The 14,114-nt window shown below is 52.1% G+C and carries 11 protein-coding genes and 1 pseudogene; 5 read left to right on the top strand and 7 right to left on the bottom strand.

From position 1 onward, the window contains the following. Positions 1–112: 112 nt before the first annotated feature. Positions 113–817, bottom strand: a complete 705-nt coding sequence (locus tag Q4E40_RS13255; RefSeq protein WP_303412800.1) for an SDR family oxidoreductase — start codon at positions 815–817, stop codon at positions 113–115. Positions 818–986: 169 nt separating this feature from the next. After that, positions 987–1,694: an SDR family oxidoreductase gene (locus Q4E40_RS13250; protein ID WP_303412799.1), complete on the bottom strand. Its 708-nt coding sequence runs from the start codon at positions 1,692–1,694 to the stop codon at positions 987–989. Positions 1,695–1,810: 116 nt separating this feature from the next. Between Q4E40_RS13250 and Q4E40_RS13245 the strand changes: the two genes are divergently transcribed. Together Q4E40_RS13245 and Q4E40_RS13240 are read left to right on the top strand one after the other, a co-directional pair. After that, entirely contained in the window at positions 1,811–2,542 is a 732-nt protein-coding gene (locus tag Q4E40_RS13245; protein ID WP_303412798.1) for an MlaE family ABC transporter permease, read from the top strand. Positions 2,543–2,573: 31 nt separating this feature from the next. Beyond that, a pseudogene (locus Q4E40_RS13240) lies at positions 2,574–3,317 on the top strand (ABC transporter ATP-binding protein); the annotation flags it as partial. Between the two features lie 263 nt (positions 3,318–3,580). On the opposite strand, the gene Q4E40_RS13235 reads toward Q4E40_RS13240, so the two are convergent. From Q4E40_RS13235 to Q4E40_RS13220, 4 genes are all read right to left on the bottom strand, one after another. Beyond that, positions 3,581–4,882 carry a NupC/NupG family nucleoside CNT transporter gene (locus Q4E40_RS13235; protein ID WP_303412797.1) on the bottom strand — a complete coding sequence of 434 codons (1,302 nt, stop codon included), beginning with the start codon at positions 4,880–4,882 and terminating at the stop codon, positions 3,581–3,583. 101 nt (positions 4,883–4,983) lie between these two features. Further along, positions 4,984–5,583, bottom strand: coding sequence for a bifunctional nuclease family protein (locus Q4E40_RS13230; protein WP_303412796.1), 600 nt, complete (start codon positions 5,581–5,583; stop codon positions 4,984–4,986). 19 nt (positions 5,584–5,602) lie between these two features. After that, positions 5,603–6,583: an electron transfer flavoprotein subunit alpha/FixB family protein gene (locus tag Q4E40_RS13225; RefSeq protein WP_303412795.1), complete on the bottom strand. Its 981-nt coding sequence runs from the start codon at positions 6,581–6,583 to the stop codon at positions 5,603–5,605. 1 nt (position 6,584) lies between these two features. Further along, complete coding sequence (locus Q4E40_RS13220; RefSeq protein WP_303412794.1) at positions 6,585–7,325, bottom strand: electron transfer flavoprotein subunit beta/FixA family protein; 741 nt, start codon at positions 7,323–7,325, stop codon at positions 6,585–6,587. Between the two features lie 67 nt (positions 7,326–7,392). Here Q4E40_RS13220 and Q4E40_RS13215 point away from each other — a divergent pair, with 67 nt between their 5' ends. After that, on the top strand, positions 7,393–7,725 hold the full coding sequence (locus Q4E40_RS13215) for a tetratricopeptide repeat protein (RefSeq protein ID WP_303412793.1): 333 nt from the start codon (positions 7,393–7,395) through the stop codon (positions 7,723–7,725). Positions 7,726–7,926: 201 nt separating this feature from the next. Here Q4E40_RS13215 and Q4E40_RS13210 read toward each other — a convergent pair whose 3' ends face one another. After that, positions 7,927–11,370, bottom strand: coding sequence for a pyruvate carboxylase (locus Q4E40_RS13210; protein ID WP_303412792.1), 3,444 nt, complete (start codon positions 11,368–11,370; stop codon positions 7,927–7,929). Positions 11,371–11,979: 609 nt separating this feature from the next. Between Q4E40_RS13210 and Q4E40_RS13205 the strand changes: the two genes are divergently transcribed. After that, positions 11,980–12,903 carry a DUF2279 domain-containing protein gene (locus Q4E40_RS13205; protein WP_303412791.1) on the top strand — a complete coding sequence of 308 codons (924 nt, stop codon included), beginning with the start codon at positions 11,980–11,982 and terminating at the stop codon, positions 12,901–12,903. A gap of 176 nt (positions 12,904–13,079) precedes the next feature. Next, positions 13,080–14,039 carry a DUF2027 domain-containing protein gene (locus Q4E40_RS13200; RefSeq protein ID WP_303412790.1) on the top strand — a complete coding sequence of 320 codons (960 nt, stop codon included), beginning with the start codon at positions 13,080–13,082 and terminating at the stop codon, positions 14,037–14,039. The last annotated feature ends 75 nt before the right edge of the window (positions 14,040–14,114 follow it).

Below are 14,114 nucleotides of genomic sequence, written 5' to 3'. Positions count from 1 at the left end.
TAATGAATAATGAATAATGACGCATCAGCATTGCCTTCCATTATTCATTCACCATTATTAATTATTCATTAAATAGGGTTTGCAAAGCTACAAAAGCTGTTCCAGATATCAGCTATACCTGCTTTCTTCCCTTTGGCATCAAGGGGCGCACTTCTATATCTACGTGGTGGTAATTGGCGTGCGACTCCAGGCAATGCAGAATGGTGGAGGCGATGTCCTCGGGGCGCATCATGTTATCGTTCACAGTCACGCTGTCGATGTTGTCGAAGAAGTTGGTTTGCACCGAGCCCGGGTAGATGCAGGTCACTTTCACGCCATAATCGCGCACTTCTTTGTAGAGCGAATGCGAAATGCCGCGGACCGCATGCTTGGTGGCGCAATAAGCCGACATCTGTTCTATACCTGTCGTGCCCGCTATAGAAGAAATATTGATGATGTGCCCCTCTCCCATTTCCTTCATACCCGGCACCACCAAACGGGTGCAGTAGAAAAGGCCGTGCACGTTAGTGTCGAACATCAGGTGCCACTCATCCAGGTCCTGGTCTTCGAGTGTGGCTGAGCGGCCCAGGCCGGCATTGTTCACCAGCACACTAACCTGGCCGTCAAAATGCTCTACGGTATGATCATAGGCCACCTGCACCGAGTCGGCCCGGCGTACGTCGCATTCCACAAACTCAAAGTTAGCGTGCTGCACCTCCGGGGCCGTTCTACCCCAGCCAGCTACTTTTGCGCCCTGCTCCAGCAGTGCATGCACGGTGGCCAGCCCTATACCCCGGCTCACACCGGTTACGACGGCTATTTTATTTTCCAGTTTCATAGTTTTAATTTTGAATGGGTGACTGTTAACCGATTGATGAGTTATATGGTTGATCGTTATCACCCCTCTCAAGCAGATAATTTCACTACACGATTTGGACAGGTCGCGACCTGTGCCTACAAATCACATTGTTTAACTTTCTACCTTTTTAACTTCTCAACTCTCTAACTTATAAATCTCCCAACTGCGGCCGGATCAGGATTTCTTCCACCACACTATTAGGCGACATGGTATAGGCACCGTAAATCGCCATGGCCACATCGTCGGCCCGCATGAAGCGCTCCGGCGGCAGGTCCACGCCTTCCCAACTGGCCGTCAGCGTGGCGCCCGGTAGAATGGCTGTTACACGCACCCCGTGCTCTTTCATTTCCTCACGAAGCACTTTAGACATGCCCAGCAAAGCATATTTGGAGATACAGTATGAACCGCCGTTGGTATAGGGTGTGATGCTGGCCGTGGAGCACATGTTGAAGATATGTCCGCTCCTGCGCTTTTTCATATCCAGCACAAAGGCCTTGGTGATGTAGTAAGCACTGTACAGGTTGGTGTTGATCATCATCGGCAGCGCAGCATCGTCCTCCTCGTGCACTTTGCCAGGTATAAACAGGCCGCTGTTGTTGACGATCACCTCTATACGGACCTTGAGGCCTTTCACATAGGCGATGAAGTTTTTCAGCGAGCCCATATCGCTCAGGTCAGCTTCCTGGTAAAATACTTTGGAAAAGGTATAGCGCTCCTCTATCTCCAGTTTCAGCTTTTTCAGGTCTTTCTCGTTCCGGGAACAGGTGATGATGTGGAAGCCTGCTTTTGCGAATTGCTCGATCACGGCCCGGCCAATGCCCTTTGTGCCACCTGTCACCAAAATATACTGCTGCATGTGCTCTATATAGCTTTAAGATAATACGTTTTCGAAATTTAACCGTAATATAGGCATTTAAACAGTATTTTTGTTTAGAAACACGTTTAATACCTTGTTTAACACGTATCGCCTGTATGCTACAATCCTTTGGGAAATACCTGCTGTTCATGCAAAGCCTTTTCACCCGTAAAGAGTCGACCCGCATCCTGTTTGGCCGCACTATTGACGAGGCTATCCTGATCGGCATCAACTCTATCTTAATCGTTGCCATTGTTTCCACCTTCATTGGTGCGGTTACCTGTGTGCAGGTCGCCTATAACCTCGACAACGCTTTCATCCCACGATCCACCATCGGTTTCATGGTGCGCGAAATGACGATCCTAGAACTGGCCCCTACCATCACCTCCATCGTGCTGGCGGGCAAAGTGGGCTCGAGCATTGCCGGCGGTCTGGGAACGATGCAGATTACTGAACAAGTGGACGCGCTGGAGGTAATGGGCATCAACTCGGCCTCATACCTGGTGTTGCCAAAAGTGGTGGCCGCCATCCTTGTTTTCCCGATGCTGGTCATCCTGGCCATGTTCCTCTCGATACTGGGCGGCTACCTGGCCGGAACACTATCAGGTGAGCTGACGCCACAGGAGTACATCACCGGCATACGCGACCAGTTTATACCTTACAACATTGTTTTTGCTCTGATCAAATCGGTGGTGTTTGCCTTCCTGATCTCCTCCATCTCCTCTTTCACAGGCTACCATACCTCAGGAGGGGCTTTAGAGGTGGGCGCAGCCAGTACGGCTGCCGTGACCAACAGCGTAATCGCCATCCTGATCGGTGACTTTGTGCTCGCCTACGTCCTGCTCTAAGCCAGCACGCTTTATCTTTTTTTGAAAACACATGATTGAAATACACAACATACATAAAGCTTTTGGCGACAAGAAGGTGCTCGACGGTGTGAGCGGTGTCTTCGAGACTGGCAAAACCAACCTGCTACTCGGAGCCAGCGGTACCGGTAAAAGCGTGCTGCTCAAGTGCATTGTCGGCCTCATCAAGCCTGACCTGGGCAGCGTGACTTTCGACGGCACGTACTTCACCAACAACAAGCTCGACATCCGCCAGGAGATCCGCCGCAAGATCGGCATGCTCTTCCAGGGCTCGGCGCTCTTTGACTCCATGACGGTGGAGGAGAATGTGGAATTTCCGCTCAGAATGCTTACCGAAATGAGCAAGGAGGAGCGCAGGGAGCGTGTAGACTTCTGTTTGCGGCGTGTTGGATTGGAAGGGGCGAACAAGAAAATGTCATCTGAGATAAGCGGTGGTATGAAGAAGCGCGTAGGTATAGCCCGCGCCATCGCCCCAAACTGTACCTACCTATTCTGCGACGAACCCAACTCAGGCCTCGACCCGCAAACGGCCCTCAAAATCGACGAGCTGATCAAAGAGATTACCGAGGAGTACAACATCACCACCATCATCGTGACGCACGACATGAACTCGGTGATCGAGATCGGTGACAAGATCTTTTTCCTCTACGAAGGCAAGAAACTTTGGGAAGGCAACCGAGATGAGATCATGGACACCGACATCAAAGAGCTCAACGACTTTATCTTTGCCAACCGCCTGATGCGCGACGCCAAAAAAGTGGAAGAGGAAGAGCGCGAGGAAGAACGGGAAGAAGAGGAACGCAGGCACGAGTCGGAGAATCATACGCCGGCTTCGCCTGAAGAAGCGGTAGAAACGCAGGAAGAGCCACCAATCAGAAAGCCAGAAGGCCCTGCCGCTACTACCCAACCTGGCAATCATAAAGCATAGGCATAAACGAGGGTACAGTTATACCTGTCAAGCACAAAAAAGGCTCCCGCTCAGGTATAGCGGGAGCCTTTTTTGTGAGCACTCTGGTATGCTTACAGGCTGTAGAGCATGCCAGCCACCGTTGCTGACATCATACAGGCCACGGAGGCACCTAACAGGGACAGTAATCCTAATCTGGAGATATTGGCCTGCTGATTAGGCGCCATGCCACCTATGCCACCCACCTGAATGGCAATGGAACTGAAGTTGGAGAACCCGCAGAGCGCGTAGGTTGCCATCACGATAGACTTGGCAGAAAGAGTGCCCGCCTCCTTCATGTTGGCAAGGTCCAGGTAGGCCACAAACTCGTTCACGGCCGTTTTCTGCCCCAGCAAGCTACCCACCTGCAGGGTGTCTTCCCACGCAACACCCATAATAAAGGCGAAGATCCGGAAAATCTGCCCGAGTATGTATTGGAACGAGAACCCGCTGAAGCTTCCGTTTGTGCTGGCCACGACAAAGTCATTTAACCCTGTCACGCCTCCCAGCTTAAGTAGTACATAGTTGAGCAAGGCTATAACTGCGATAAAGGCAAGCAGCATACCACCCACGTTGGCAGCGAGCCGCAGACCATCGGCAGCTCCCTTGGAGATGGCATCAATAAGGTTTACGCCCAGCTGTTCCTCATTTACCTCAAGGCGCGTATTTATCTGCTCCGTATCGGTTTCGGGAACAAGCATTTTGGACATTACAATAGCAGCCGGGGCATTCATAATGGAGGCCGTGAGCAGGTGCGCTGCGAATATGGCTTGTTGCGCAGGGTCATCGCCCCCCAGAAAGGACACATAGGCGGCCAGTACGCCACCGGCCAGCGTCGCCATACCGCCTGTCATCAGGCACATCAGCTCAGAGCGCGTCATGCGGCTTATGAACGGACGTACCAGCAGCGGAGCTTCCGTCTGGCCCATAAAAATATTGCCGGCGGCTGAGAGGCTTTCAGCCCCTGAAAGGCGCATACCCTTTGACATGACCCAGGCAATGCCAAATACAATTTTCTGAAGAACTCCCAGATAATAGAGCCCTGAGGAGACGGCCGAGAAGAAAATGATGGTCGGCAAAACGTTGAAGGCGAAGATGAAGCCCAGGCCAGCGTTTTGAGAAGGGTCGGCGAGGTTGCCGAACAGGAATTTGGCGCCATCGTTTGAGAAACTCAGAAGCTTGACGAAGGCCTTGCTCACAAAAGCAAATGCATCGGCTACCAATGGCACCTGTGTCACCAGTACACCAAACAGCAGTTGGAGGAACACACCGTAGGCTACCAGCTTCCAGTCAATTGATTTTCTGTTTTTGGAAAACAAAAAGCCGATGGATAACAGAACTAATAGTCCTATCCCACCCCGAAAAATATCAAACATACAGGCTGAAAAAATTTGGCCAAAAGTAACGCGAATATCTTTTAAAACAAAAAGTCCCGCCCTATTAGGGGCAGGACTTTTAAAGTATAGCGTATGTTATGCTAGTTTCGCTTGTTCAACTCGTCCCGGATCTTGGCAGCACGCTCGTAGTCCTCTTTCTCAAGAGCCTCGTTGAGCATTTTGTTCAGGTCCTCCACGGATGTCTGATTGAGCGGCTCTTTCGTACTTGAAGACGCTGAGGTGGTGCTTTTCACAGCCATCTCTTCATTCTCGTCCTCCTCCTCTTCCAGATCGCTCAAAATAATGCCAGCTTCTGACAGCACACTTTCCACCGTGTAGATAGGCACCCCGAAGCGCAGGCCGATCGCAATGGCATCGGACGGGCGCGCGTCCAGTTCGAACTCCTTCTCGCCGTCGGTGCACATGATCTTGGAATAGAACACGCCTTCCTTCAGGTCAGAGATCAGAATCTCAGTGATGTTCACGCTCATTTGCTCGGCAAAGGTCTTGAACAGATCGTGCGTGAGCGGACGGTTTGGGTTGATTTTTTCTATCTGTATGGCGATGGACTGCGCCTCGAACATACCGATGATGATCGGTAGTCTGCGGTTTCCATCACGCTCGCCAAGCACCAGTGCAAACGATCCCGTCTGTGACTGGCTCGAGGAGAGCCCGAGTATCTCTAGCTGTATTTTTTTCACAATTAAGCTCTTCTTAAGTCTATTTGTCTAAAGCTTTGGCAGCTTCTATCAATTTAGGAAGCACCTCGAGCGCATCGCCAACTATGCCATAATCAGCGGCTTTGAAGAACGGCGCTTCCGGATCCTTATTAATAACGACAATCACTTTAGAAGAGTTAACCCCCGCCAGGTGCTGAATGGCACCAGAGATGCCAGCCGCGATGTACAAGTTAGGGCTCACGGTGATACCGGTCTGGCCTACGTGCTCGTGGTGAGGGCGCCAGCCAATGTCGGAAACAGGCTTGGAGCAGGCCGTCGCCGCACCCAGTTCCTTGGCAAGCTCCTCGATCAGGTGCCAGTTCTCAGGACCTTTCATACCACGTCCGCCAGACACCACGATCTCGGCCTCCTGCAGCAGCACGCCGCTTGAAGTATCCTGCATCACGGTCTCCTTAGGAGCAGCAGCAAAATCAGCGTCCGCCAGGTCAGCGGAAAGCTTCTCTACCGTAGCCGTGTTGCCGGCGTTGCTGACGATGTCGGTGCTGTTTTTCTTTACGGCGATGATCTTCACATCGGACGTCAGGTTCACGTCAGCAAAAGCTTTGCCGGAGAACACACCGCGTGTCACTATGAAGTTGCCACCGTCCATCTTCGGAAGTTCGGTTACGTTGGTGGCCAGCGAGCCATTCAGTCGAACGGCCAGTTTGGAGCCTACCGCGGCACCGATGTTGGAGTTGGAGAACACCAGTACTTTGGCGCTTTCCTGCTGGGCTGCCTTCGCGATCACTTTCACGTAAGCGTCCGCTACGAACTGCTTCAGACGGTCATCCGAGTCATACAATACTTTGCTGATGCCCTGCTCGCCTAATTTGGCCAGCGCAGCTTCGTTTACGTCGCCGATGGCTACGGCTGTTGCGGAGGTGCCCATGGCCTGAGCCACCTGGCTGCCATAGGTCGCCGCCTCCAGGGAGGATTTTTTGATCTCTCCGTTCAGACCTTCTACAAATACTAATACAGACATATTACAGTACTTTAGCTTCGTTTCTCAATAGTTTAATCACTTCGCCGGCGTTTTCTGCATCAATCATTTTCACGCCGCTCTTTTTCTCAGGCTTGCTGTAGTGCACGTACTCCGACTTGGCTTCAGCGCCTGCGGGCTCCACTACTTTCAGCGGCTTGGTGCGGGCCGTCATGATACCGCGCATGTTCGGGATGCGGGGCTCGCACATGGGCTGCTGGGCGCTGGCTACGAAAGGCAGCTTCACTTCCACCACTTCCTTACCGCCCTCTATCTCACGCTCCAGGCGGGCTGTGCTGTCGTCCACCATGTCCAGTTTAAAGGCTGGCGTTACTGATGGGATGCCCATCATCTCGCCTACCATGTTGTGTACCTGGAAGCCGTTGTAATCGATGGACTCTTTGCCCATCAAAATCATATCATAACCGCCCTCTTTGGCGATGGCAGTAATCTGCTGCGCCACGAAATAAGCGTCTTTCGGGTGTGCGTTCACGCGGATGGCGTCGTCGGCGCCAATAGCCAGTGCCTTGCGGATGTTCGGCTCAGCGTCGGCTTCGCCTACGTTCAGCACGGTTACGCTGCCGCCTTTGGCTTCTTTCAGCTCAATGGCGCGGGTTAGCGCGTATTCATCCCAAGGGTTGATTACGAACTGCACCCCGTTCTTGTCGAACTCTTTGTTATCTCCAGTAAAGTTGATTTTGGATGTGGTATCCGGAACGTTACTGATGCAAACTAATATTTTCATATGATAAAATAGTTAGCTTTAAAAGTTAAATTTGATGCGAAGTTAGTTAAAATATAGCCAAATAGAAATGTCTCAAAATAGATTACTGCAACTCTTCCAGTTCTTAAAAGAAGACCCAAACGAACCTTTCACCATCTACGCGATTGCCACCGAACTGCGTCAGTCAGAGCCGCTAAAAGCCATGGAATACTATGAAAAGCTGCTGGGCGAACACGAGCGTTACGTAGGCACGTATTACCATGCCGCCAGTCTGTACGCAGAGCTTGGCCAGTCTGAAAAAGCCGAGCAAACCTATAAAAAAGGGATGCTGATCAGCCGCCAGGAAGGCAACATGCACGCCTTTGCCGAGTTGCAACAGGCCTATAACAAGTTTGCGGGCCTCGATTACGAAGACGAATAGCACCTTTTGCGCTATGAATCAAAAATAGTATGCATGCAGCATATCTGCAAGTATAAAACCGCCTTTTCCGCGAAATGTTTTTCTTTTGACTCTTGTAGCGTACTTGATATAACGTCCGAAGGTTTACGATAGCAAAAAGAAAAGCCACCGCCTTTGCAGGTTGGGTGGCTTTTCTTCTATACCTTCCTATACCTCTTGGGGTCAGGTCAAGCTTACTACCAGATCATCCGTATTCACCAACGAGCCTTCCGGCAAATGCAGGTCGGCGATCTTGGTGGCTTCGGAAGCAGTGATGGTCGTTTCCATCTTCATGGCTTCGATCACAAACAGTGGCGTGTTTTTCTTCACTTCCTGGTCTTTCCCCACCAGTATCTTCGACAGCAGGCCCTGCAGCGGCGCCCCGATGTGTTTCGAATTGCCTTTGTCCACTTTCTGGTGCTGCACCCGCTCCACTTTCACCGACTTGTCGCGCACTTCTATGTTACGGGTCTGGCCGTTGAGTTTGAAGAACACGGTACGCATGCCGTCCTCGTCCACGTGGCCCAATGATTGGTACTTGATGACGATGGATTTGCCGCGGGCAATGTCGATGATGGCCTCCTCGCCCTGTTGCATGCCATAGAAAAAGAGGCGCGTCGGGATTTTGGAGACGTTGCCGTACTGCTCGTAGTGCTTGTGATAGGCCTCGTATACCTTGGGGTAAAGCTGGTACGAGAGGAAGTCTGTATACTTGGTGTGCATCCCGAACTTCTCCTGAAAGGCTTTGAATTCACCCTCCAGATCGATCGGCTCCAAGTGCTCGTTCGGACGCCCGTCGTAGGGTTGCTCGTCTTTGAGCACGATGGCCTGCAGCTTTTTCGGGAAACCGCCCACCGGCTGGCCCAGGTCACCGCGGAACAGCGACTGCACCGATTCCGGGAAAGAGATCTGGTCGCCGCGCTCCAACACATCCACCGTAGTCAGGCCGTTCGACACCAGGTATAGCGCCATGTCGCCCACCACTTTGGAGCTTGGTGTTACCTTCACCAGGTCACCAAACAGCTGGTTTACATCGGCAAAGGTATCTTTGATAAGTTCCCACTTGTCGCCCAGACCAAGCGCATTGGCCTGCGGACGAAGGTTGGAGTACTGGCCGCCCGGAATTTCGTGGTGGTATACCTCGGCCGTGCCCGCCTTCAGCCCCGATTCAAAAGGATAGTAGTACTCGCGCACCGTCTCCCAGTAGTTGGAGTGGCGGTTGAGGCTCTTCTGATCGAACTCACGGTGCCGCTCCTGGAAGCGCATGGCCTCCACCATACTGTTAAAGTTCGGCTGCGAGGTAAGGCCCGACATCGAACCCAGGGCCACGTCCACCACATCCACCCCCGCCTCAATGGCTTTGAGGTAGGTGGCAGATTGTACCCCTGACGTGTCGTGCGTGTGCAGGTGGATCGGCAGTTTCACGGTGTCGCGCAACGCCTCTACCAGCACCTGCGCGGCGTATGGCTTGAGTAGACCGGCCATGTCTTTGATGGCCAGGATGTGCGCTCCGGCGTCTTCCAACTGCTTGGCCAGTTGCAGGTAATACTCTAAAGTATACTTAGTTTTGGATGGGTTAAGAATATCGCCGGTATAGCAAATCGCGCCTTCGGCCAGACCACCCGTACGCTTGCGGACGAAGTTGATGCAGGGCTCCATGCTCTTCATCCAGTTGAGCGAGTCAAAGATTCGGAAAACATCCACTCCCGTCTCCCACGACTTCTCTACAAATGACTCGATCAGATTGTCCGGATAAGCCTTATAGCCTACCCCGTTCGAGCCACGGATCAGCATTTGCAGCAAGATGTTAGGTATAGACTCGCGCAATTCGGCCAGTCTCCGCCACGGGTCTTCGTGCAGGAAGCGCAGGCACACGTCGAAGGTAGCACCGCCCCAAACCTCCATACTGAAGATCTGTGGGTGGTCCTTGGCGTAGGCCTCGGCTATTTTGAGCATGTCGAAAGAGCGCATCCGCGTCGCCAACAGGGATTGGTGCGCATCACGGAAGGTGGTGTCGGTGTAATGGATCTGCTTGTCGTTGCGCAGCCACTTCGAGAACTCCTCCGGTCCCAGCTGTGTGAGCAAATCCTTGGTGCCCGGCTCGTAGGTTTTGTTCAGATTGAAACCTGTGAAATCCGGTTTGGTCAGCACCTTGTTCGGGTCCGGCTTCTTCACGTCGGGGTTGCCGTTCACGATCACATCGGCCAGGAAGCTGATGAGCTTTGTTGCCCGGTCTTTGCTCTTTTTAAATACGAACAGCTCCGAATGATTCTTCACAAAATCTACCGTGGCGTCGCCTGAGATGAAGGTTGGGTGCGTGATGATGTTCTGCAGGAACTGGATGTTCTGCTTCACCCCCCGGATTCGGAACTCGTCCAGCGTGCGCGACATCTTCATGGCGGCATGGCGCAAGGTTGGGGCCTGCGCCGACACCTTCACCAGCAGCGAGTCGAAGAACGGGCTGATCTTGGCGCCCTGGTACACGCTGCCCTGGTCGAGACGAATGCCGAAACCACCGGCGCTGCGGTAGGCGATGATGGTGCCGTAGTCCGGTTTGAAATCGTTTTCCGGGTCTTCGGTGGTGATGCGACACTGGATGGCCACGCCGTTCGCCCGAACAGTATGCTGCGGGCCGAGAAGCACTTCTTCGTGGTCCAGGGAATAGCCGTCGGCGATGAAGATCTGGGTTTTGATCAGGTCTATACCTGTGATCATCTCCGTCACCGTGTGCTCCACCTGGATGCGCGGGTTCACCTCAATGAAATAGATGTTATTGTTGTGCGGCTCCACCAGAAACTCTACCGTGCCCACGTTGTTGTAATTCACAGCCTTGCAGATGCGGATGGAGTAGTCATAAAGCTGCTGGCGGGTTTCTTCGTTCAGGCTGATGGCCGGGGCTACCTCCACCACTTTCTGGAAGCGGCGCTGCACGGAACAGTCGCGCTCGAACAAGTGTGTGATGTTGCCATAGTTGTCGGCCACGATCTGGACCTCAATGTGCTTGGGGTTCTCGACATACTTCTCCAGGAAAAGCGTATCATCACCAAAAGCTTTCAGGGCCTCGTTCTTGGCTTCGAAAAAGCCCTTCTCCAGCTGCTCATCGTCGCGGATCACACGCATGCCACGCCCGCCGCCACCTGCAGCGGCCTTGAGCATCAGCGGATAGCCAATGCGGTGCGCCTCTTCCCGGGCTGTTTCATAGGTGTTCAGGTCAAGGTCGCTGCTCTGGATGATGGGCACCTCGCAACTCACCGCCACTTTCTTGGCCGATACTTTATCCCCTAAAGACCCCATTACCTCCGGCCGCGGACCAATGAAGATGATACCGTTCTCAGCACACCTGCGGGAAAAATGCTGATTCTCGGACAGGAAACCGTAGCCCGGGTGGATGGCGTCTACGCCGTTGTCTTTGGCGATTTTGATGATACCGTCGATGTCGAGGTAGGGCTGCAGCGGCTGGTTGTCTTTGCCAATCTGGTAGGCCTCGTCGGCTTTGTAGCGGTGCAGGGAGTAACGGTCTTCGTAGGTATAGATGGCCACCGTCTGGATGTTGAGCTCGGTGCAGGCCCTGAGCACACGGATGGCAATTTCGCCGCGGTTAGCGACAAGTACTTTTTTTATTTTCATACAAGGTGAGATGTAAGGTATAGCTGCACTATATTTTTATGGATAAAGGGCGAAAAGGGGAAAACCGATGCACCACAGGTATAAGCAACACTATAATATCAGGTATAGATAAGGACAGACGGGAAATGGAGCAGTCTGCCGTTCTGAAAACATCCCTTAATACAGGCTTTTTCCAGATAAGGTTATATTGCAAATTCGATGGGTGAACACCTTTCGCTATACCTGATCAGCTGTAATCTTTGCAATATATTGTAAATCACGGATATATATAAAAACTGGCAGATTATCTCTCCACAAATCAGGTATAGCTAAAAAAATAGTGCCATTGCACGAGCTGCGATGTTACCAAATTGAACAACAACTCGACCTTTAGATTCTCATCAAAAAACTATTTACGCTTTATAATTTGATGCATGCGGTGCCTCGGCTCGTAAATCTGAAGCAAGAAAGTGCTCAGGTGTTCCGGCTCACTTTTAACCGGTATACCTGCTACGGGACTCCAGCTTGACGACGAAGAAATGACGTTGCGTTTAAAGCCTGATTAAGGCAAGATGATAATCACACTAAACTTCAAAGCCAGTGTCAGGCAACGGGTGTTTTTTGCAAGCTATGTGTATCTTTGGCCTGATGTACCGCTACCTGCTTCTCTTCTGGCTTTGCCTGCTGCTTTTGCTCCAACCCTTGCAGGGTATGGCTACTGCCTCAGATTCTACGGCCACTCCTGTGAACAAGGTTAGGTTGCTGCTGCTCGGCTCCGGCTTTGCGGCAGGTTATACGGCCATGCTGGTTTCTCTGAACAAAGCATGGTACAAAGACCAAGAACGGACAAGCTTCCACTTCTTCAACGATAACCGGCAATGGAAACAGATGGATAAGGCCGGTCACTTCTGGGGAGCCTTCCACGAGAGCCGTGCAGGTATAGACATGCTCCGCTGGGCCGGTGTACCCGATAAAAAAGCCATCCAGTATGGCGGCCTGACCGGCATCATCCTGCAAACCCCGATCGAAATCTTCGACGGCTCTCAAGCGGACTACGGTGCCTCGGTTGGCGACGCCATTGCCAACACCGTGGGATCGGCAGCAGTGGTGGTGCAGGAATTGGCCTGGCGGGAGGTCCGCATTATGCCTAAGTTTTCTTTCCAGACGACACACTATGCAGCGGAGCGGCCGAATGTGCTGGGCCATACCTTACCCGAGCAAACGCTCAAAGATTACAACGGACAGACCTATTGGCTCTCTGTGAATGTGGGGGATTTTTTGAAAGAGGAAAGCAGGTACCCCAAATGGCTGAGTATTGCGGTCGGCTACGGTGCGGAAGGCATGGTATACAACGATCCGGAGATGAACAAAACCCGCGGCTTCAAGGCGCGACGGCAGTTTTACCTCAGTCCGGATCTCAACTTGATGCACTTCAAAGGGCGCAGCAAAGTGCTCAACACTACGCTATACGTGCTCAGCATCATCAAAATCCCGGCTCCCGCGCTGGAGTACAACCGCACAGACGGACTGCGCTTCCATCCGCTATACTTCTAAATCAGGGCAGTTATTCCGCCGCACAAATCGTATCTTTGTGTAGTCGTACCTTTACGGTATACTGATTACTGTACATTGTTTTACTTTGTCTACCCCATTTTAGAGAGTGGCAGGTATACGAGGACAACTAAAGGATTGAAAAACTCAAGGGCTTATACCTGTTTAAAGAATAAACTATGAACGTAGGAGATCGCGTGCGCCTGATGTCAGGCCGGGAAGAAGGCATTATCACCCGCATAATGGACAATAACATTGTTGAGGTCGCCATCGACAACGACTTCACTATACCTGTTTCACGCCGGGAGATCGTGCTGATCGCGCCGGAGGAAGCCAAGGCATTCCGCAATACGGAGCCGGAAGCTTACGCAAAGCAAACTGTCCGCAAAGAGCCACAGGCGCCTGTGTTCGCCGAGAAGGGCATTTACCTGGCCATGGTACACCAGTCTGAGGAGCTGCTGGCTGCTACGGTTGTGAACAACACCGACTATGATGTGCTTTTTACCTCTGGCGAAGAGCGCAACAACCAGTACCGCGGATTGCAGAACGACAAGCTGGCTCCAAAGGCGAGCCGTGTCGTGAGCCATTACCACATGAAGGACTTCGAGAAATGGCCGACGCTAATCGTGCAGTTTCTGCAGCACCGCAACGGCGCTCCGAGTCTGTTTGAACCGGTGACCAAGAAGGTGCAGTTCCGTGCCAACTCCTTTTACAAGAGCAAGAAAACCGCGCCGGTTCTCAACAAGGAAGCCTATCTTTTCCAACTCGACACCAAACCGGTTACCGTTGACACCGACAAGATAAAAGAACAGCTTTCCGAAAAGCCCGCCACGCAGGAGAATATTAAAGTACAGGCACCCGAGCACGAAATAGACCTGCACATTGAGAAGCTGGTTGAGGACCACGCTGGGATGAGCAACAGCGCCATGCTGAAACTGCAACTCGAACGCTTTCAGGATGCACTGGACCGTGCTATAGCCGCCAACATGCACGAAATCATCTTCATACACGGCTCCGGCAACGGCGTGCTCCGCAAAGAGATCCAGAAAATCCTGAGCCGTACCCCGGGCATCCGCTTCTTCGAAGACGCTAAGAAAGAGAAATTCGGGTATGGCGCGACATTGGTGAGGTTGAGGTAAATATTGATTGTTAAATTGTTGATGGTTAAATTGTTTTTGCAATGCATTTTAACGTAACGTCTACAAGGGCAATTT

Origin of the sequence: Pontibacter coccineus (genome assembly GCF_030546575.1) — a bacterium.
Taxonomy (GTDB): Bacteria; Bacteroidota; Bacteroidia; order Cytophagales; family Hymenobacteraceae; genus Pontibacter; species Pontibacter coccineus.
The sequence above is the reverse complement of the archived record's forward strand: the minus strand, read 5'-3'. Positions and strand labels throughout refer to the sequence as shown.